The organism is Helcobacillus sp. ACRRO, assembly GCF_022347125.1.
Taxonomy (GTDB): Bacteria; Actinomycetota; Actinomycetes; order Actinomycetales; family Dermabacteraceae; genus Helcobacillus; species Helcobacillus massiliensis.
The window spans coordinates 106,816-126,971 of the sequence record NZ_JAKRNG010000002.1; the positions used below are offsets into that span (position 1 = coordinate 106,816).

At 69.8% G+C, this 20,156-nt stretch carries 19 protein-coding genes; 10 read left to right on the forward strand and 9 right to left on the reverse strand.

The genetic code is table 11. The features are described 5' to 3' along the window. The first annotated feature begins 86 nt into the window (after nt 1-86). From glmS to MHY20_RS01310, 5 genes are all read left to right on the forward strand, one after another. Nucleotides 87-1,955: a glutamine--fructose-6-phosphate transaminase (isomerizing) gene (gene glmS / locus MHY20_RS01290; RefSeq protein ID WP_239374000.1), complete on the forward strand. Its 1,869-nt coding sequence runs from the start codon at nt 87-89 to the stop codon at nt 1,953-1,955. 128 nt (nt 1,956-2,083) lie between these two features. Then, the gene (locus MHY20_RS01295; RefSeq protein WP_183375511.1) at nt 2,084-2,515 is read left to right on the forward strand and encodes a holo-ACP synthase; all 432 of its coding nucleotides are present in this window, start codon (nt 2,084-2,086) and stop codon (nt 2,513-2,515) included. Then, the gene (alr, locus tag MHY20_RS01300) at nt 2,508-4,808 is read left to right on the forward strand and encodes an alanine racemase (RefSeq protein WP_239374002.1); all 2,301 of its coding nucleotides are present in this window, start codon (nt 2,508-2,510) and stop codon (nt 4,806-4,808) included. Before MHY20_RS01295 ends, alr begins: the two co-directional genes overlap by 8 nt. Then, nucleotides 4,805-5,491: a tRNA (adenosine(37)-N6)-threonylcarbamoyltransferase complex dimerization subunit type 1 TsaB gene (gene tsaB, locus MHY20_RS01305; RefSeq protein WP_239374004.1), complete on the forward strand. Its 687-nt coding sequence runs from the start codon at nt 4,805-4,807 to the stop codon at nt 5,489-5,491. The genes alr and tsaB overlap by 4 nt, the downstream gene beginning before the upstream one ends. Then, complete coding sequence (locus MHY20_RS01310) at nt 5,488-5,955, forward strand: GNAT family N-acetyltransferase (protein WP_183375505.1); 468 nt, start codon at nt 5,488-5,490, stop codon at nt 5,953-5,955. Before tsaB ends, MHY20_RS01310 begins: the two co-directional genes overlap by 4 nt. Before the next feature lie 7 nt (nt 5,956-5,962). Here the strand turns inward: MHY20_RS01310 and MHY20_RS01315 are convergent, their stop codons facing one another. Genes MHY20_RS01315 through MHY20_RS01325 form a run of 3 tightly spaced genes read right to left on the reverse strand, consistent with a single transcriptional unit; the run spans nt 5,963 to nt 9,650 of the window. Then, nucleotides 5,963-7,711, reverse strand: a complete 1,749-nt coding sequence (locus tag MHY20_RS01315) for a hypothetical protein (RefSeq protein WP_239374006.1) — start codon at nt 7,709-7,711, stop codon at nt 5,963-5,965. Further along, entirely contained in the window at nt 7,696-8,451 is a 756-nt protein-coding gene (locus tag MHY20_RS01320) for an ABC transporter ATP-binding protein (RefSeq protein WP_239374008.1), read from the reverse strand. Before MHY20_RS01320 ends, MHY20_RS01315 begins: the two co-directional genes overlap by 16 nt. Nucleotides 8,452-8,504: 53 nt before the next feature. Further along, entirely contained in the window at nt 8,505-9,650 is a 1,146-nt protein-coding gene (locus MHY20_RS01325; protein WP_239374011.1) for a glutamate--cysteine ligase, read from the reverse strand. 176 nt (nt 9,651-9,826) lie between these two features. Here MHY20_RS01325 and MHY20_RS01330 point away from each other — a divergent pair, with 176 nt between their 5' ends. Next, on the forward strand, nt 9,827-11,101 hold the full coding sequence (locus MHY20_RS01330; protein ID WP_239374014.1) for an AI-2E family transporter: 1,275 nt from the start codon (nt 9,827-9,829) through the stop codon (nt 11,099-11,101). An 82-nt stretch (nt 11,102-11,183) separates the two neighbouring features. On the opposite strand, the gene greA is transcribed toward MHY20_RS01330, so the two are convergent. Both greA and MHY20_RS01340 read right to left on the reverse strand, forming a co-directional pair. Beyond that, the gene (gene greA / locus MHY20_RS01335; RefSeq protein WP_183375500.1) at nt 11,184-11,687 is read right to left on the reverse strand and encodes a transcription elongation factor GreA; all 504 of its coding nucleotides are present in this window, start codon (nt 11,685-11,687) and stop codon (nt 11,184-11,186) included. Nucleotides 11,688-12,009: 322 nt separating this feature from the next. Then, a complete protein-coding gene (locus MHY20_RS01340) occupies nt 12,010-12,420 on the reverse strand; it encodes a DUF4307 domain-containing protein (protein ID WP_183375498.1) in 411 nt (136 codons plus the stop codon). Nucleotides 12,421-12,467: 47 nt separating this feature from the next. Here MHY20_RS01340 and mca point away from each other — a divergent pair, with 47 nt between their 5' ends. Together mca and MHY20_RS01350 are read left to right on the forward strand one after the other, a co-directional pair. Then, on the forward strand, nt 12,468-13,352 hold the full coding sequence (mca, locus tag MHY20_RS01345; protein ID WP_239374017.1) for a mycothiol conjugate amidase Mca: 885 nt from the start codon (nt 12,468-12,470) through the stop codon (nt 13,350-13,352). Continuing rightward, nucleotides 13,352-13,723: a hypothetical protein gene (locus MHY20_RS01350; RefSeq protein ID WP_239374020.1), complete on the forward strand. Its 372-nt coding sequence runs from the start codon at nt 13,352-13,354 to the stop codon at nt 13,721-13,723. The genes mca and MHY20_RS01350 overlap by 1 nt, the downstream gene beginning before the upstream one ends. Before the next feature lie 19 nt (nt 13,724-13,742). Here the strand turns inward: MHY20_RS01350 and MHY20_RS01355 are convergent, their stop codons facing one another. Further along, nucleotides 13,743-14,477, reverse strand: a complete 735-nt coding sequence (locus MHY20_RS01355; RefSeq protein ID WP_239374023.1) for a hemolysin III family protein — start codon at nt 14,475-14,477, stop codon at nt 13,743-13,745. Between the two features lie 211 nt (nt 14,478-14,688). Here MHY20_RS01355 and uppS point away from each other — a divergent pair, with 211 nt between their 5' ends. Continuing rightward, the gene (gene uppS, locus MHY20_RS01360; RefSeq protein WP_239374026.1) at nt 14,689-15,471 is read left to right on the forward strand and encodes a polyprenyl diphosphate synthase; all 783 of its coding nucleotides are present in this window, start codon (nt 14,689-14,691) and stop codon (nt 15,469-15,471) included. Between the two features lie 68 nt (nt 15,472-15,539). Further along, nucleotides 15,540-16,865, forward strand: coding sequence for a PhoH family protein (locus MHY20_RS01365; RefSeq protein ID WP_239374029.1), 1,326 nt, complete (start codon nt 15,540-15,542; stop codon nt 16,863-16,865). A 115-nt stretch (nt 16,866-16,980) separates the two neighbouring features. On the opposite strand, the gene MHY20_RS01370 is transcribed toward MHY20_RS01365, so the two are convergent. The 3 genes from MHY20_RS01370 to MHY20_RS01380 form a co-directional block, all read right to left on the reverse strand. Continuing rightward, nucleotides 16,981-17,451 carry a hypothetical protein gene (locus MHY20_RS01370; RefSeq protein WP_239374032.1) on the reverse strand — a complete coding sequence of 157 codons (471 nt, stop codon included), beginning with the start codon at nt 17,449-17,451 and terminating at the stop codon, nt 16,981-16,983. Nucleotides 17,452-17,676: 225 nt separating this feature from the next. Then, on the reverse strand, nt 17,677-19,083 hold the full coding sequence (locus MHY20_RS01375) for a class II fumarate hydratase (RefSeq protein ID WP_183375479.1): 1,407 nt from the start codon (nt 19,081-19,083) through the stop codon (nt 17,677-17,679). After that, nucleotides 19,080-20,111, reverse strand: a complete 1,032-nt coding sequence (locus MHY20_RS01380; RefSeq protein WP_239374034.1) for a carbohydrate kinase — start codon at nt 20,109-20,111, stop codon at nt 19,080-19,082. The genes MHY20_RS01375 and MHY20_RS01380 overlap by 4 nt, the downstream gene beginning before the upstream one ends. Nucleotides 20,112-20,156 lie beyond the last annotated feature (45 nt).

Consider the following 20,156-nt stretch of genomic DNA (forward strand, 5'->3'; position numbering starts at 1 on the left):
GGCCGGGGGCGATCCGTGATCTATCACTCCGACGCGCCCGCTTCCATCCGGCTGCGCACAGGTGCGGCACCGCTATCGTTTCTGGCATGTGTGGAATTGTTGGATACGCAGGGCCCGTCGGCCCCGAGGCCTCGAGCCGCCCCATCGACGTCGTCCTCGCCGGTCTCACCCGGCTGGAGTACCGCGGATACGACTCCGCCGGTGTCGCCGTCCTCGGTGAGGACGAGGTCGACGTCTTCAAGAAGGCCGGCAAGATCAAGAACCTGAAGGAGGAGGTCGCCGGCTCCGAGCAGACGCCCTCGAACGTCTCCATCGGGCACACCCGCTGGGCCACCCACGGCGGGCCGACGGATGCCAACGCCCACCCGCACCGAGGCGGCAAGAAGGGCGAGCTCGCCCTCGTGCACAACGGCATCATCGAGAACTTCGCGCCGCTGAAGGACGAACTGCTGGCCGACGGCTACGAGTTCTCCTCCCAGACCGACTCCGAGGTCGCCGCCCACCTCGTGGCCCGCGAATACGCCGCCACCGGTGACCTCACCGAGGCGATGAAGAACACCGTCGGCCGCCTCGAAGGCGCCTTCACCCTCCTGGCGATCCACGAGGACGCCCCGGACCGCGTGGTCGCCGCCCGCCGCAACTCCCCGCTGGTGATCGGCCTCGGCGAGGGCGAGAACTTCCTCGGTTCCGATGTCGCCGCGTTCGTGGACTTCACGAAGCAGGCGATGGAGATCGGCCAGGACCAGATCGTCACGGTCACCGCCGACAGCGTCGACGTCATCGAGTTCGACGGCACGCCCGTCGCCGACCCGAAGACCTACACCATCGAATGGGACGCCGAAGCAGCCCAGAAGTCCGGCTACGCCTCCTTTATGGCGAAGGAGATCCACGAGCAGGCCGAGGCCATCGCCGACACCCTCGTGGGCCGCTTTGAGAACGGCCGCCTCACCCTCGAGGACATGCTCATCGAGGAGTCCACGCTTCGCAGCATCGACAAGATCATCGTGGTCGCCTGCGGCACCGCGGCGAACGCCGGTGAGGTCGTCAAGTACGCCATCGAGCACTGGTGCCGCATCCCGGTGGAGGTGGAGCTCGCGCATGAGTTCCGCTACCGCGACCCGATCGTGAGCCCGAAGACCCTTGTGGTGGCGATCTCCCAGTCCGGCGAAACCATGGACACCCTCATGGCGGTGCGGCACGCGAAGGAGCAGGGCGCGAAGGTCGTCGCGATCTGCAACACCCGCGGCTCCACCATCCCGCGCGAGTCCGATGCTGCGATCTACCTGCATGTGGGCCCGGAGATCGCCGTCGCCTCCACGAAGGCGTACCTGGGGCAGATCTCCGCCTGCTACCTCCTGGGCCTGTACCTCGCGCAGGTGCGCGGCAACTTCTACGGCGACGAGATCCAGGCCGTCCTGGACGACCTGGAGCAGATCCCCGCGAAGATCCAGCAGGTCCTGGACGGCTCCGAGCAGGTGGAGCAGCTCGCCCGCGACATGGTCGATGCCACCAGCGTGCTGTTCCTCGGCCGGCACGTCGGTTACCCGACCGCGCTGGAGGGCGCGCTGAAGCTCAAGGAGATCGCGTACATCCATGCGGAGGGCTTCGCCGCCGGTGAGCTCAAGCACGGCCCGATCGCCCTGGTGGAGGACGGTCAGCCGGTGTTCGTGGTGGTGCCCAGCCCCCGCGGCCGCGACTCCCTCCACTCGAAGGTCGTCTCCAACATTCAGGAGGTGCGCGCCCGCGGCGCCCGCACCCTCGTGATCGCGGAGGAGGGCGATGAGGACGTGCTGCCGTACTCGGATGTGGTGATCCGCTACCCGCAGACCCGCACCCTGTTCGCGCCGCTGCTGACCATCATTCCGCTGCAGATCTTCGCCTGCGAGCTCGCCACCGCGAAGGGCCTGGACGTGGATCAGCCGCGCAACCTCGCCAAGTCCGTCACCGTCGAGTGATCCGACCCTTCTGAGCGCCCCGCGGGGTGCTCACGACCGGCGCCGCTGGAGGTGCCCTCGGCCACGGAGCCGACGGGTGCCCGGTGGCTCCGCTGTCGTCCCCACGCCGTGCTGGCTACACTGGCGGCATGTCACGGGCCCACGACGTTCGAGATGGCGAGGAGCTCGCCTTCGAACCCGAACCCGAGTCCCGGCTCGCCGGGGTGGGTGTGGACATCGTCGACATCGACAGGTTCGAGGCGATGCTCGCCCGGACTCCACGACTGAAGGAACGGCTGTTCGCGCCCGAAGAGCGCGGACTGTCCCTCGCATCGTTGGCGGCCCGCGCCGCCGCGAAGGAAGCGACCGGTAAGGCTCTGGGCAACCCGGGGGAGCTCTCGTGGCAGGACGTCATCGTCCGCAAGACCGCGACGGACCGCCCCTACCTGGTTCTGCGCGGCAACGCGCTGGCCACCGCCGTACGGGAGGGCGTGAGCGCCCTGCACCTCTCGCTGAGCCATGACGGTCGTCTTGCTGTGGCATCTGTCGCAGCGGAAAGAAGGAAATCACTCGATGACTGAGACCGCAGCGTCACCCGCCCCGTTCGCCGAGGAGCCCGGTATCGCCCCTCCGAAGGCCCGCATCTCCAAGGACGCGATCCGGCACAACGCCCGGCAGATCCGCTCCGCCCTCGATGAGCAGACCGCGCTGATGGCGGTGGTGAAGGCCGACGGGTACTCCCACGGCATGATGGCTGCGGCCGAGGCCGCCATCGCCGGCGGCGCCACCTGGCTCGGGGTGGCGCATCCCGGATCCGCGCTCGGCCTGGCACGCGCCGGGTTCGATGTTCCGATCCTCACCTGGCTGTTCGACCCGACGACCGCTCTGGACGTGCTGCCGGAGCTGATCAGCGCCGGCATCGACATCGGCGTCGGCTCCTACGAACTGCTCGAGCTGGTCGCGGACGCGGGACGCACCGCAGACCGCCGCGCCCGTGTGCACCTGAAGATCGACACCGGGATGGGCCGCGGCGGTGTGCTCCCGGAGGACCTGCCGAAGATGACGACGATGATCCGCGGCAGCGACTACCTGCATGCGATCGGCGCGATGAGCCACTTCCATTCCGCTGACGTTCCCGGCGACCCCTCCATCGATGAGCAGATGCGGGTGTTCACAGAGGCGTGCGACGCCCTCGCCGACGAAGTCGGCCCGATCCCGCTGCGCCACATTGCGAACTCCGCCGCCGCCCTGACCCGCCCGGACACGCACTGCGACATGGCGCGGGTGGGCGTGGCGCTGTACGGCTACCCGCCGGTGGAGACGGACCTGGACCTGCGTCCGGCGATGACGCTGACCACGCGCGTGGCGGAGATCAAGACGGTCCAGGCGGGCCAGACCTCCGGGTACGGCGCCACCTACACCTGTGCGGAGAGCACGGACCTGGGCCTGCTGAGCATCGGCTACGGCGACGGCCTGCACCGGGCGGCGTCCGGTCGCGGCTGGGTCGCGGTCCGCACCGATGAGGGCATGAAGGTGGTCCCGCAGGTGGGGCGGATCTCCATGGACCAGATGGTGGTGGACCTCGGCCCTTCCTCCACGGCGCACGCCGGTGATGAGGCGATCATCTTCGGTGACCCGGCCGCGAACCCGGACGTTCCCACGGCGGAGGACTGGGCGAGGGCCGCCGGCACCATCTCCTACGAGGTGCTGACCTCGATCAATGCGCGGGTGAGCCGTGTGGTCCTCGACCTGACCGACGAGGACGAGGACACCGGCGCCGCAGATGACTCATCCACGGCCGGTGACTCCGACTCGGGCGCTGACCCCGCCGCGACTGCCGGCCCTGACGCTGAGGCCGGCGCTGAGGGTGGCGCCGCGCCGACCGAGCCCGCTGACCCTGCGCCGACCGCGGTCGGAGACGCTCCGGCTGCGGGGGCCACCGCAGCGCCCGACGCCGCACCCGCCCCGGTGATGCCGGGCGGCGCCTCGAGCGACGCCGACTACGTGCAGTCCCCGCCGACGCCGGTCACCGGCGGCACCCGCGTCACCGTCCCCTCTGCAGCCAGCGCGGAGCGCCCCGTCCGGACAGGCCAGGAGCCCCCCACCGAGAACCTTGAGCCGATCGCAGACGAGGCCGGCCCCGCACCGGTCCACGACGACGCCCTGCCCGGCGCACTGGAACCGCGGGAGCAGAAGACGTGGACGATCGTGGACCAGTCCACGCTGACGGACCCGTCGGCCGCCCCCTCGGCCGGCACTGACGCGTCCGGTGCGGCGGGCTCGCCGGCGGATGACACCGCGCAGATCCCCATCACCGCCACCAGCGTCCAGGTCGACACCAGCACGGCCGAGGAGACCCGCCGAGTCGCGCAGATCCTCGCTGAGCAGGCGCAGGCCGGTGACCTGATCGTGCTGGACGGCCCCCTCGGCGCCGGCAAGACCACGTTCACGCAGGGCTTCGGATCGCAGATGAACGTGCGCGGCACCATCGCCTCGCCCACGTTCGTCATCTCCCGCGTGCACCCGCCGCTCGGGGACGGGCCGAGCCTCGTCCACGTGGACGCCTACCGCCTCGACGACGACTGGGACATCGAGGACCTCGACCTCGACTCCGACCTGCAGGACTCCGTCATGCTCGTGGAGTGGGGCCGCGACCGGGTGGAGCATCTGACCGACTCCTACCGCAGTGTGCAGCTGACCCGCGCCGAGGGTGCGGACCCGGCGGGCGACGTCGATGACCCGGAGGAGCCGCGCACCATCGTCATCACCCAGACGGGGCCGCGCTATGAGGACATCGACCTCGCGCACCTCGCCGACCGGTTCCGCGGGGCCGGCCTGACAGTCCGCGACCACCACCAGGAGACGAGCGCATGATCCTCGGCATCGACACCTCCGGTGCCGTGTCGGTCGCGGTGGCCGACGGGGACCGCATCCTCGCTGTGCGCACCGATGACCGCGCCCGCCACCATGACGAAGTGCTGCTGCCGCTGATCCAATCGGCGATGGATGATGCCGGAGCCGCCCGCTCCGACCTCACCGAGGTCGTGGTGGGCCGCGGGCCCGGCCCGTTCACCGGCCTGCGGGTCGGCCTCGTGACGGCCCGGTCGATCGCCGCGGTCCTGCGGCTGCGCCTGCGGGGCCTGTGCTCCCTGGATGCGCTGGCGCTGCAGGCCGCCGAGCAGGATCCCCTCGCGGGGACCGTCGGTGTGGCCCTGGACGCCCGCCGGCGCGAGGTGTACGCCGCCGCGTACCGCATCGAGCATGCGGGGGAGCAGGTGCGTGTGCACCGCACTCTGGGGCCGACGGTCGCCGCACCCGCCGATGCAGCCGCTGACCTGACGGGGTGCGACGCGCTCGTCGGCGCCGGCGCCCACCTGTACGCCGAGCAGCTGCCGCCGACCGCGGACCTGCGGCATGTTGATGCCGGTTTCCTCATCCGCGCCGCGAACCAGCAGGTGCGCGACGGTGACGAGCTCGGCTCCACGGACCCGCTGTACCTGCGCGAGCCGGACGCGGCGAAGCCCACGGGCCGCAAATCCACGCTCGGGAAGCGATGAGCGTCCCGGCGCTGCTGCGCCCTGTGGAGCCCGAGGACATCGAAGCGATCGCGTTCCTCGAACTCGCGCTGTTCCCGGACGAAGCGTGGGACGTCTTCATGCTCGCCGAAGAGATCGGCCACCGCGACCGCCGCTACATTGCGGCCGTGGACCCGGAGAGCGAGGAGATCATCGGCTACGCCGGCATCATGCTCGCCGGCGACACCGCGGACCTGCACACCATCGGCACCACCCGCCCCGGGCAGGGGATCGGGCAGGCGATGCTGGCGAACCTGGAGGAGACCGCGCTGTCCGAGGGCGCAGAGCGCATGCTGCTGGAGGTCCGTGAGGACAATGAGCGCGCCCGCGCCTTCTACCGGGAAGCCGGCTACGAGGAGCTCGGGGTGCGCCGCGGCTACTACCGGACCGCGGCCGGCGCCATGGACGCCATTGTCATGGCAGCGGACCTGCCCCGCACTGCCTGAGCACCCCTCAGCCGATGAAGGTCTTCACCTTCTGCGCCACCTCCGGCCAGTGACGGTCCAGCTGACGCCCGCCGAGCACGATGCCGGCCCACAGGGTGACAGCACCGAGCACCAGGGCGATCACGGCACCGATCCAGGCGAGGTACTGGCCGAACGCAAAGCTCGCACCGATCAGCGCCATGGCCGGCAGCATCGGCAGCCACGTCACCAGCATCGACACCAGGGTGGGCAGCCACGCCGCCATCGGTGAGGAGTTCTTCATCGAGCCGGGCTTCGGCGCCGCGAACGGAAGGAACGCGGCCGTCGCCACACCGATGCCGGTCCCCGACAGGGCAACGCCCAGCGCGCTCAGCAGCAGAACACCCGCGTATCCGCCGAGATCGTGCAGCACACCGATCACGGCCGTCACGATGATCAGCATCGGAACCGCCCACATCAGCGACACTCCGGCGCGGGCCGCCAGGGTGGTGCGGCCGCGGATGCCGGCCACGATGTTCACCCAGTTCGCGGGGCCGTCCATCCCGATGTCGTTGTAGATCAGCAGACCCGCCATCCACGCCACCACCACGGTTGCGAGGATCGCCATCGACGGATTGTTCGACATCACCGACATTCCCACCATGAACGCCACCATCACCGGCTGGACCAGCAGGCCCATGGAGTAGCGGGCGTCGCGGCGCATGTACTTCAGCGACCGGCCGACGGATGCTCCGAACGGCGCGGAGCGCAGGAACCGCGGTACGAGCGCCGTCACCTTCTCCGACTTCGCGGCGCTGTCGCCCTGCAGCGCCTGCGTCAGCGCCTGCTCCAGGGAGCGGCGCCACCACAGCCACAGCACAGCGATCGTCACCGAGGCGATCAGCATCCGCACCACAGCGGCCACGTACCGGCCCTCCAGCAGGTCCATCGGGATCGCGAACGGCGCCCCCAGCGGGGTCCAGGCGATGACGCCCAGGACCAGCAGGGCGTAGTGGACGATCGTGTCGATGACCGACGGGCTCTCCGCGATCGCGTTGGAGATGAGGGAGAACCCGTACAGCCCCACCAGGAGGCCGATGATGCCGAGACCTGCCGCGAGCTCGCGGCTGCGGCGACTGGACTGGCGGGTGGAGCGGAACGCGTCGATCGCGCGCGGCAGCAGAATGCAGATCGCCAGGCCTGCCAGCAGGGACGGCAGCAGCAGCACCAGTCCGCTGATCGCACCGGCGGGCCGCTCCGCGAGGAACCGCACCAGCATGACCGTCTGCGCGGCGCCGAGCACACCGATCGCCAGTGCGGTCAGGATGATCGCGGGGGAGATGAGCGATGCGATCAGCATCGGCAGCTGGAGGTCGCGGCCGCGTCGGCCCAGGATCGCGAACTTCGCGGGCGAGAGCGCGTCCTCAGCGCCGGAGACCACGGCCGGCGCGAGCAGCCAGGTGAGCACGAGCAGCGCGCCGATGCCGACCGCGGTCGGCGCGAACGTCCCGCCGATCTCCGACACCGACGCGGACGTGATCAGGGCGGGGCCGCCGAACGCGAGCGCGCCCAGCGCATACAGCACACCGATCGCGCCGCCGATCGTGGCGGCGAGCGTGGCGCGGGCGCGGCGCAGCGTGATCGTCCACCGCAGCTTCATCAGCAGCGGTGTCAGCGACGGCGCCTTCCCGTTCGCGGGCGCGTCGCCGCCCTCGCCGGGCAGCGGAACGGGCCCGGCGGTGTGCACGGCAGCGGAGGAGCCGCCCTCGGCGGGAGCGGGGGTCACTGGTTCAGCCACGACAGATCCCCCTGGGAGGCCTGACCGCCGGCGAGTTCGAGGAAGCGTTCCTGCAGGGTGCCGCCGGCGCGGACCTCATCGAGGGTGCCAGCGGTGCGGACAGCGCCGTCGGTGATGATGGCGACGTGGCTGCACAGCCCCTCCACCAGTTCCATCACGTGGGAAGAGATCACCACGGTGCCGCCGGAGGCGACATAGCTGGACAGTGCGGAGCGGATCGTCTGCGCTGAGACCGGGTCCACCGCTTCGAGCGGCTCATCCAGCACCAGCAGGCGCGGCGCGTGCAGCAGCGCGTTCGCCAGAAGGATCTTCTTCGTCATACCGGCGGAGTAGTCGACGATCAGTTTGCCCTCGGCATCGGCGAGGCCGAGGGTTGCCAGGAGCGAATCGGTGCGCTGCTCCACTGTCGCGGGATCGATGCCGCGGATCAGACCGGTGTAGGTGAGCAGTTCGCGGCCGGTGAGGCGGTCGAACACGGGCAGGCCGTCCGCGAGGACGCCCACCTGGCGCTTCGCCTCCGTCGGCTGCTGCCACACATCGGTGCCGAGGATCAGCGCGGTGCCCGCATCGGGCCGCAGCAGACCCGTGGCCATCGACAGGGCGGTGGTCTTGCCGGCGCCGTTCGGGCCGACGATCCCGTAGAGCGAGCCGCGGGGAATGGACAGGGACAGGTCGTGGACGACAGGGACACCGGCGAAGGATTTCTGCAGGTCCTGCATCTGAAGAGCAGCATCGGTCATGCTCTCAGTCTAGGAAGCAGCCACCGGCGGAGCCGTCGTCCGAAGGTCGCAGATCAGGCGGTCTGCTCTGGTGCGAGCGGATGACCGGCGTCCGTCTCGGCCACGAGGTGCTTGACCACCGCGGGCAGGCCCCGCTGGTGCGCCACTTTGCGCTGTCGCTGATAGGACGCACCGAGTTCGGTGATGCGGTTCAGCCCCTCGAACTCGCGCGTGCACCCCAGGCGTTCAGCAACGGGGGCGAGGCGGTCCATCAGCTCCGGCAGGGCGTCCGTGATCAGCTCTTCGCGGTTGTTGCGGTCGAGCACGAGGATCGCGTCCATCCCGTACCGGGCGGCGCGCCACTTGTTCTCCGCGATCTGCCACGGCGCCATCACCGGCAGCTCCTCTCCGCGGTCGAGGCGCTCACTGAAGTCGTCCACGAGGCACTGCACGAGGGAGGCGACGGCGAGGACCTCCTGCAGGGACGGCAGTCCGTCGCTGACCCGCACTTCGATGGTGCCGAAGGCGGCGACCGGCCGGATGTCCCAGCGGATCTCGTTGACCTCCTCGATCACCCCCATCGTGGTCATGTCGTTGATGTACGCCTCGTACTGCGGCCATTCGGTGAACATGTGCGGCAGGCCCGCTGTCGGCAGCTGCTGGAACATGAGGGACCGGTTGGAGGCGTAGCTGGTCTCCTCGCCCTGCCAGTAGGGGGAGGAGGCCGACAGGCACAGCAGGTGGGGGAGGTACGTGAGCAGCGCGTTGGTGATCGGCAGCATCTTCGCCGGGTGGTCGATGCCGACGTGCACGTGCACGCCGTAGATCGTCATCTGCCGGCCCCACCACTGGGTGCGGTCCACGAGAGTGGAGTAGCGGGCATCGTCGGTCACCATCTGGTCGGCCCACCGCGAGTAGGGGTGCGCGCCCATGCTGGTGACGTCCACCCGCAGGGGTTCGCCCGCTTCGCGGACGCGCTGCAGGGAGCGGGCGAGGTCCTCACCGGCTTCGGCGACGGTGCTGCACACGTCGGTGACGAGTTCCACGGTGTTCTGCAGCAGTTCGCCGACCACACCGGAGGTGCCCGCGTGGACGTCACGGACGGACTGCAGCAGCGACGGCGCGCACTGGCGCGACTCACCGGAGTCCCGATCCACGAGCAGCATCTCCCATTCGATGCCGACCGTGGAGCGCTGGGAGGGGGCGATGTTGATGGTCATGGTGCCATTGTCCATCATCGGCCCTCATGAGGACGCCGTGTCCGTTCTGTCATAATCGCCTGTGGCGCCGTATGCGCCGCCTCGCGTCAGCACGTCGCGGTGGGCGGCCGATGGGGTCCGGACACCACGGGCCCCAGCGGTAGGATGGCCTCCCGCAGATGAAGGAGCATGATTCCATGCAAGCAGCCAAGCGTTCGCGTCAGCGGCAGGTCCAGCGCCTGGCGCAGCCGGTCACCTCGATCCAGGGCGCGGCCGGTCAGGAGACCCGTGAGATTCCCCTCGGCATCCGCCGGGCCGGGGCCTGGGCGTGGCGGTTCATCGTCATCGTCGCCAGCCTCTGGCTCATCGTGAAGGGCATGGGGATGCTGTCCGGACTGGTGATCCCCGTCCTGGTCGCGATCCTCCTCACCTCCCTGCTGAACCCCCTGGTGCGGATGCTCACACAGCACACGTTCCTTCCGCGCGCCGCCGCGGCCGCCATTGCGCTGCTCAGCCTGATCATCGTGGTGGTCGGCATGTTCGTGCTGGCGGGCCGTCAGCTCGTCGCGTCCTGGCAGGACATCTCCGATGCCGCCGTCAAGGGCTTCAACGAGCTGTGGGACTTCGCCACCACCACCCTCAACATCGACAGCGGGGCCGTGTCGGAGGCTCAGCGTGAACTGGTGGACAAGCTGCAGGCCAACTCCGGCGCCATCGTCAACGGTGCGGTCGCGACCGCCGCAACGGTCGGCAATGTCGGCACCGGCCTGCTGATCGCCCTGTTCACCCTGTTCTTCCTGCTCAGCTCCGGCCACAGCGTGTGGCGCTGGATCGTGGGCCTGTTCCCGGCACAGTCCCGCCCGACCGTGCACGAGGGCTTCCGCCGCGGCTGGAAGGCGCTGAGCGCCTACGTGCGCACCCAGGTGCTGGTGGCGGCTGTGGATGCCACCGGCATCGCACTCGGCTTCGTGATCATCGACCTGGTGCTCAGCGCCACCGGTGCTCCGAGCTCCGCCCCGCTGACTCCGTATGCGGTGCCGATCTGGCTGATCGTGTTCCTGTTCAGCTTCGTGCCGCTGGTCGGTGCGGTCGCCTCCGGTGCGATCGCCTGCCTCATCGCCCTTGTGCTGCAGGGCCCGATCATCGCGCTCATCATGGTGGGCGTGGTGATCCTGGTGCAGCAGCTCGAATCCAACGTGCTGCAGCCCCTGCTGATGGGACACGCTGTGGAGCTCCACCCCCTGGCCGTGTTCCTCGGCGTCGCGGGCGGCGCGATGATCGCCGGCATCACGGGCGCCCTGTTCGCGATCCCGTTCCTGGCGTTCATCAACGCGCTGTACCTCTTCTTCACCGGCCGTGACCCCGCCCCGGACCTCGGCGTGGACGAGACCGCGCAGCAGCACTACAGGGAACTGGAGCGGCGCCACAAGGAGTTCCTGGCGACCGGTGTGCACGCCGCTGACCAGTCCTGACACCGGCGAACCAGCCGCCGACAGAGCAGAAGGGCCGCATCCGTGGGGATGCGGCCCTTCTGCTCGTCAGTTCATCGGTGCGTCACTTGGCGCGCTTCGGATCGTACGGGCTGCAGCGCACGATCGTGACGGGGATCGACTTGCCGTTCGGTGCGGTGTAGTCGATCTTCTGGCCGACGCTGGAGCCGGAGATGGCCTGACCGAGCGGCGACTCGGAGGAGAACACCTCCAGGGTCTCGTCATCGTCGGCGATCTCGCGGTTGCCGAGCAGGAAGGTGCGCTCCTTGCCGGCCATCTCCACGGTGACGACCATGCCGGGCTCCACCACGCCGTCATCCTTCGGGGTCTCGCCGACCACCGCGGTCTTCAGCAGGTGGGTGAGCTCCTCGATGCGGCCCTCCAGCTTGCCGAGCTCCTCACGGGCGGCGTGGTAGCCGCCGTTCTCCTTGAGGTCGCCCTCGTCGCGAGCAGCGGAGATGCGCTCCACGATCTCGGAGCGGCGCGGACCCTCGAGCTCCGCAAGCTCTGCCTCGAGTCGGTCGAAGGCGTCCTGGGTCAGCCAGGCACCCTGCTGGTTCTCGCTCATCGTTGTTCTCCTGGGTCAGTTCAATGGACAGTCGAGTCTGAGTGGCGGTGCGCACCCACGACAGCTCCCTCGCATCTGTGCGGCGGGAGGGCGGCCGTGCGCCCGCGGCATCGCGGTCAGCATGCCAACGAAAAAGGACACATGACGAAGCATGCGTCCTGAGGTTTCGCTTCCGCGTTGACGACCATTGTAGCGCACATGTGTCCGAATGACCCTGATCCTCGTCACAGAACCCGTCGGCCGACGGGGTGGACTCCCGCGAGCGGACAGGGATCCGGGCGCGCGGCCCGGCACGGGCGCAGCGCGGACGCGCAGGTGCGGATCAGAGGGGAGTGCAGGACTTCACGACGCCGGACACCGCCGGCTGCTGAGTGGTCACCACCACCGAATGGTGGGAGACCCGCTCACTCTGCTGCGGAACCTCCACCGAGGTGAAGCCCACCTGGCCGCGGTTCCCGTTCAGCGCCTCCACACTGCAGCGCACCGCGGTGCCGGGCTTCGTGTTCAGCTCGAAGCTCACCCGCATCTGCGTATCGGACACGTGGGTGTAGCCGGTGGTGGTGACCTTCACCGGAGATGAGGAGGAGACCACCAGACCCACCCAGATGACGGTCGCGAGGAACACCAGAGCGAGGATTCCGATGCCGATCCGGGCGGCGAGGGTGCGGCCAGCGGAGCGAGACGTGCCGTAGCGCTCTGCCAGGCGTTCGGAACGGGACTCGGTGGCGTGCATGCGGCTATTGTGTCATGGGACCAGGACCTCTGCTGCTAGGAGAGACATTGAGCGCTGACAGCCGCCCCGCACGCGAGAAGCTGCGCATGATGGCCGTGCACGCCCACCCGGATGACGAAGCGTCCAAGGGTGCGGCAGCCGTCGCCAAGTATGTGCACGAGGGGGTGGACGTCACCATCGTCACCTGCACCGGCGGCGAACGCGGAGACATCCTCAACCCCGCGATGGCGGATGACCCCGACGCGCTCGCGGACCTCACGGCCGTGCGCCGCCGCGAAATGGAAGCGGCCCGCGACGTCCTCGGGGCCGACCACGTGTGGCTCGGCTTTGTGGACTCCGGCCTGCCCGAAGGGGACCCCGTCCCCGACCTGCCCGACGGGTGCTTCGCGCTCCTGCGCACCGAAGAGGCGGCACGCCCCCTCGTGCAGCTGATCCGTGAGCGCCGCCCGCACGTGCTCACCACGTATGACGAGAACGGGCACTACCCGCACCCGGACCACATCATGACCCACAAGATCTCGATCCTGGCGTGGGAGCTCGCCGCCGATCCCACCTATCGGCCGGAGCTCGGCGAGCCGTGGGAGATCTCGAAGCTGTACTACAACATGAGCATGTCGGCGGTGGAGGCGAACGAGTTCCACGAGTACTACCTGGAGCGTGGCCTCGACTCCCCGTACGAGGAGCGCCTGTCCTGGTACAAGGGGCTGCGGCAGAACCCGATCACCACCAAGGTGGACGTCTCCGACTACCTGGAGTACCGCGACCGGGCGCTTCTGGCGCACGCCACCCAGGTGGATCCGGAGGGCATGTTCTTCTGGGTCTCCAATGAGGTGCGCCGCCTCGTGTGGCCGTGGGAGGCCTACACCCTGCACTTCTCCCGCATTCCGGTGACGATTCCGGAAGACGACCTGTTCGAAGGACTCCGTTCGTGATGATGATCGCCGATCGCCTGCTCGTCGCTGCCGGCACCGTTCTGGCGGACTCGACCCCGTCGCCATCGCCGTCCTCCACGGTCCCGCCGGAGGACATGAACGCCGCCACCATCACCCCCGGCCTGCCGGGGTTCATCGTGTTCTTCATCATGGCGTGCGGTCTCGTGCTGCTGGCGTGGGACATGGGCCGCCGCATCCGTCGGTCCTCGGCGCGGGAGAACGTGGCGGCGCGCATGGCCGCCCGCGATGCGCAGGCAAGCTCCACCGAGGGCTCTGAGCCCGCGCGCGCTGCTGACGAGGGCGAAGGCCCCGAGCTCCGGTCCGAGGAGAATGACGTGGACCTTCCCGACGGCCCCGAGGACCGCGCCTGATCCGACTGAGGTCCTTCGCTCAGACCACGGAGATCCACACCGCGATGAGGTGGCAGACGAAGCCGATCACGGTGAAGCTGTGGAAGATCTCGTGGAAGCCGAACACCTCCGGCACCGGGTCCGGTCGCTTCAGTCCGTAGACCACCGCACCGAGCGTGTAGGCGATGCCGCCGCCGATCAGCAGGCCCACCACCGGCCAGCCTCCGCCGGCGTGCAGCTGCGGCATGTACAGCACGGCCACCCAGCCGAGCGCCACGTACGCCGGCACGTACAGCCAGCGCGGCGCACCGGTCCACAGCAGGCGGAACGCGACACCGAGCGCGGCGCCCGCCCACGCAACGGACAGCAGCACCGTGGCGTCATGCCGGTTGAGCAGTGACACCGCGATCGGGGTGTACGTGCCGGCGATGATCATGAAGATGTTCGCGTGGTCGAACCGCTTGAGCATCAGGGCCCGCTTCGGCGCCCAGGTGCCGCGGTGGTACGTGGCGGAGACGCCGAACAGCAGACCGGCCGTCGCGATGAACACCACGGTGGACAGGCGGGCCGCGAGGGTCCCGCCGAGGGCCACCAGGATCAGCCCGGCGATCATGGCGCTGGGGAACGCGAACAGGTGGATCCAGCCGCGCAGCTTCGGCTTCGGCACCACACCCGCGGCGATGCTGAACTTCTGCGCGGCGAAGTCGCGCGCCCGGTTCGCTCCGGCGCGCGCCGAAACAACGGGGTGGGACCCCTCGTGCGGTGTGGTGACCATGCGGTCATATTAGCCGACCGCACCCCGCCCGGCCGCCGGGGACCACCGCCTGGTCCGCGGTGCACGCCCGTCCGCTCAGCGGCCCCGGGCCCCCTTTTTTTTGTGAGCATGTTGTGCACGCCCGGGGCATGGATGGGGGAGCGGCACCCGTCGGCCGCCCCGATCGGGAAGAATGGGCCCCACCCCATCCGACGCGCCGACAGGAGGACCCGTGGCAGCACCCGCCAGCGCGCCCCGCACCCGAGCGGCTGGACCGCAGCACGCCCGCGGCGCCGAGGAGCCGGCAGCGCCGGCTGCGAGCGCCGCGCCCGAGCACGTCGGGGTCATCATCGACGGCAACCGCCGGTGGGCGCAGGGCCGCGGCCTCTCCACCGCCGATGGCCACCGGGAGGGCGCCCGCCGCATCAGCGATGTGCTGCGCTGGATGGACGAGCGCGGCATCGCCCTGGGCACCATCTGGATGCTGTCCACCGACAACGCGAACCGCCCCGCCGACGAGCTCCAGGCGCTGTTCGGGATCATCGCCGCGACCGTGGAGGACATCGCGGCCGACGGGTTCCGCATCCGCATCATCGGCGACCTCAGCCTGATCCCCGTCGCCTCCCGCCAGCGGATCGGCGCCGCGATCGACGGCGCAGACATCCGCCGGGACATGCGGGTGAACCTCGCGGTCGGGTACGGCGGCCGCCGCGAAATCGTCGACGCCGTGCGCACGTCGCTGCGCGATGCCGTCGCCGCCGGCGCCGACCCGATGGAGGCGATCGCGCGCCTGAGCGAACAGGACGTCGCCGACCACCTGTACACCGCCGGCCAGCCCGACCCGGACCTCATCATCCGCACTTCCGGTGAGGAGCGCCTGTCCGGGTTCCTGCTGTGGGAGTGCGTCCACACCGAGCTGGTGTTCACCCAGACGCTCTGGCCGGACTTCAGCGAGCAGGACCTGGATGCGGCCCTCGAGGAGTTCGCCGGCCGCGACCGCCGCTACGGAGCCTGAACCCGGCCCACCGCCCCGGTTAACCGGGGCCCAAGCCCCCATGAACTCTCATCGGCGCCCACCGGGACATGTCCGGGAGCCCCTTCGCGCCGACCTACGCTCAGGGCATGATCTATGTTCTGGACACCTCAGTCCTCCTCTCGGACCCAGGCGCGCTGTACCGCTTCGCAGAGCACGAGATCGTGCTCCCGATCATTGTGATCACGGAGCTGGAGGCCAAGCGCCACCACCCCGACCTCGGGTTCTTCGCCCGCAAGGCGCTGCGCTCGCTGGACCGCCTCCGCGAGAAGCACGGGTCCCTCGCCACCGCCGTCCCCATCTCCGACGAGGGCGGAACCCTGCGCGTGGAGCTGAACCACCAGGACACCTCCAGCCTCCCGCCGGGCTTCCGCCTCGCCGACAACGACACCCGCATCCTCGCCGCCGCCAAGAACCTCCTCGACGAAGGGCACGAGGTCACCCTCGTCTCCAAGGACGTCCCGATGCGCATCAAGGCCAGCGCCTCCGGCCTGCGCGCCGAGGAGTACCGCGCGGAGCTCGCCCACGACGCCGGCTACACCGGCATCGAAGAGGTCCACATCAGCGACGACGACATGCAGGGCCTGTGGGCCGGCGAAACGATCGACCTGCCGGAGGACAAGCGGGACCTGCCGCTGCACACCGGTCTGAAGATCCACTCCGGTCGCGGCAACGCCCTCGGCCGGGTGGTCCACATGAACCAGATGCGGGTCATCCCCGCGGATCAGACCCTGTTCGGCGTCACCGGCCGCTCCGCGGAGCAGCGCATCGCGGTGGACCTGCTGCTGGATGACGCCGTCTCCATCGTGTCGCTCGGCGGCCGCGCCGGCACCGGCAAGAGCGCCCTCGCCCTCTGCGCCGGCCTCGAAGCCGTGATGGAGCGCCGCACCCAGCGCCGCATCATGGTGTTCCGCCCCCTGTTCCCGGTGGGCGGGCAGGAGCTCGGGTACCTCCCCGGCGACCAGGACGAGAAGATGGGGCCGTGGGCGCAGGCCGTGTTCGACACCCTCGGCTCGATGGTGTCCGACTCGATCGTGGATGAGGTCATCTCCCGCGGCATGCTCGAAGTGCTGCCGCTGACCCACATCCGCGGCCGCTCCCTCCACGACGCGTTCGTGATCGTGGACGAAGCGCAGTCGCTGGAGCGAGGCGTGCTGCTGTCGATGATGAGCCGCGTGGGTCAGAACTCCCGCGTGGTCCTCACCCACGACGTCGCCCAGCGCGACAACCTCAGGGTGGGCCGCTTCGACGGCATTGCATCGGTCGTGGAGGCGCTGAAGGGCGAGGAGCTGTTCGCACACGTGACGCTGCGACGCTCCGAGCGCTCCCCGGTGGCGGAGCTCGTCACCCGTGTCCTCGACCAGCCGGCTCCCTGATCGGAGCGCTCGAGCATGATCACGGTGGTGAGCCGCCGGCTGCGTGCACAGCAGCCGCACCTCGTCGCGATGATGAGATGCGGCTGCTCGGCTCGCCAGGTGCTGTGGTGGGCGCTCAGCCCTTGCGGTGGGTCCAGGTCTCGCCGTAGGTGACGGTCAGGGGGTGGCCCTCGCAGTGGGACACCAGCCACTCGTAGGCGGCCTCGGCGGAGTCCAGGCCGTCCTCGCCGCCGGAGGTGATCCTCGCCTCCAGGGCGGTGCCCGACGGGTGCTCCGTCCATTCCAGTGACGCTCCGCCGTCGAGGCCGTGACGGCCTGTGTCCGGGTGCTCCGGGTTCTGGGTGAGGGTGCGGAACTTCTGATCCATGCGGTCCGCAGCGTCGCTCAGCGCCTGCGGGTCGGTGCCGGCGGAGATGAGGACGTCGAGGGTGACCAGGAAGTCACCGTCGCCCCAGCGGGCGGTGGAGCCGTCGGCGAACTCCATCTCCTCCACGGGGGCGTAGGGGGCGATGCCGGGCTCGGTGGGCTGCCGGTCGGCGACGGCGGCGAGGTGGGCGGTGTGGGACGGAGTGCTTGCGGTGGCCATGCGATGAGTCCTTCCAACGCGGTCCGCGCGGATCAGCGCGGTGGGCAGCGCCCTGCCGCCCAGGTCACGATTCTATGAACGTGCACGGTTCGGAGCCTCGCAGCACGGGTCCTTCGCGGCGGCGTACGGGGCTCCTCCGCTGCCGGGAACAGCGAAGCGGCCGCCGTCAGCATCCCTGCAGGCGGCCGCTGGTGGATTCGGCGCCGGGTGACCAGCGCTGGGCTATCAGGCCTTCGGCGCGGTCATCGACAGCACGTCCAGAGCATCATCGAGCTGCTCTTCGGTCAGCTCGCCGCGCTCCACGAAGCCGAGGTCGAGGGCGGCCTCGCGGACGCTGATGCGCTCCGCGACGGCGTGCTTTGCGATCTTCGCGGCGCTCTCGTAGCCGATCAGCTTGTTCAGCGGCGTCACGATCGACGGGCTGGCCTCCGCGTAGAAGCGGGCCTTCTCCTCGTTGGCGACGAGACCGTCCACGGTCTTGTCCGCGAGCACCCGCATCGCGTTGGAGAGCAGGCGGATCGACTCGAGCACGCAGGTGCCCATGAGGGGGATCTGCACGTTGAGCTCGAACACGCCCTGGCTGCCGCCCCAGGCGACGGCGGCGTCGTTGCCGACGACCTTCGCGCACACCATCATCATGGCCTCCGGCACCACCGGGTTCACCTTGCCGGGCATGATGGAGGAGCCGGGCTGCAGGTCCGGGATGGCGATCTCGCCGAGGCCGGTGTTCGGTCCGGAGCCCATCCAGCGCAGGTCAGTGTTGATCTTCGTCAGGGACACCGCGATGGTGCGCAGCGCACCGGACATCTCCACGAGGCCGTCGCGGGCGGACTGCGCCTCGAAGTGGTTGCGGGCCTCGGTCAGCGGCAGGTCGGTCTGGCCGCCGAGGTGCTTGATGACGGCCTGCGGGAAGCCGACCGGGGTGTTGATGCCGGTGCCGACGGCGGTGCCGCCCAGCGGCACCTCAGCGGTGCGCGGCAGAGCCGCTTCGACGCGCTCGATGCCGTAGCGCATCTGAGCGGCATAGCCGCCGAACTCCTGACCGAGGGTCACCGGGGTCGCATCCATCATGTGGGTGCGACCGGCCTTCACCACGGACTTCCACTTCTCGGCCTTGTCCTCGAACGCGGTGGCGAGGTGGTCGAGCGCGGGCAGCAGGTTGCGCACCACGGACGCGGTGACGGCGACGTGCACTGACGTCGGGAAGACGTCGTTGGAGGACTGGGAGGCGTTGACGTGGTCGTTCGGGTGGACCTCCAGGCCGGACGCCTTCGAGGCGAGGGTCGCCAGCACCTCGTTCATGTTCATGTTCGAGGACGTGCCGGAGCCGGTCTGGTAGACGTCGATCGGGAACTGGTCGTCGTGCTCACCGCTGATGACCTCATCGGCCGCGGCGACGATGGCGTCGGCGATCTGCTGGTCCACGGTGCCGAGCTCGGCGTTGGCGCGGGCCGCGGCCTTCTTCACCTCGGCGAGGGCGTGGATGTGGGCGGCTTCGAGCCCCTGGCCGGAGATCGGGAAGTTCTCCACGGCGCGCTGGGTCTGCGCGCGGTACAGGGCCGAAGCGGGCACCCGCACCTCGCCCATCGTGTCGTGCTCGATGCGGTAGTCAGTCTGGTCAGCCTGCGTCATTGCTCAACTTTCTTACTGGTGCTGGTGCCGGAGGGGCCGGCGAGCGACCCATCCAGCCTATCCCCGATCTCGTGCAGCCACGGCGGGTTCGCGCCGGTGCGGCTCACCGTCACCGACGCGAGTTGAGCGGCATGCCGGACAAGGGCCGTCACCTGCTCGGCGCCGAGGGCGGTGAGGCGCTCACGGGCGGCCTCGCCCGCCCCGTCGGCAGCGCCGCCGGCCGACGGAGTCAGCACACCGAGCCGCACCAGGCCGTCGATCAGGCCGGCGGAGAAGGTGTCGCCCGCCCCGATGGTGTCCGCGACGTCGGTGGGAGCACCGGGCACGTCGATGCGGCCGGCAGCGGTGAACGCGGTGGCTCCGTCGGCCCCGCGGGTGAGGACGGCCAGGAGCGCACCGCGCTGCAGGAACGCCGCACACGCGCGCTCCTCCTCGCCGGCGCCGTACAGCCACTGGAGATCCTCGTCGGACGCCTTGACCACGTCGGCGAGAGCGGCGTTCGCTTCGATGACGCCGCGGACATCGGCTGCTTCGCCCATGAGGGCGGAGCGGGCGTTGGGGTCGTAGGAGATCAGCGCGTGGGGGTGGAGGCGCTGGATCTCCTCGCGCACCACGGAAGCGCCCGGGGAGCGGGTGGCGGCGATGGAGGAGGTGTGCACCGCTGCGGGGGAGTCGGGGAGGCCGACGGGGTTCGGGGACCAGTCGAGGTCGAACTCGTATTCGGCGGCGCCGTCCTCTGCGATGTCGGCGCGGGCGGTGGAGGTGGCGCCCTCCTGCACGGATCCGGCTGTGAGCGTGACGCGCGAGTCGGCGAGGTGGGTGCGGATCCGCCTGCCGCGCTCATCGGTGCCGAGGTGGGTGAGCAGGTGCGAGTCGTGGCCGAGGCGCCCCAGCGCGACCGCCACGTTCATCGGAGAGCCGCCGGGGTGCTCCTCGGGGGACTGGCCGGGGCGGTGGACGATGTCGGTGAGGGCCTCGCCGATGGTCAGGATCTGCACGGGGTGCTGGTCGGAAGAGGAATCAGTCATCACACCGGTGATTGTCTCACCGGCTCGGTGGTTCGTGGAGCGGGT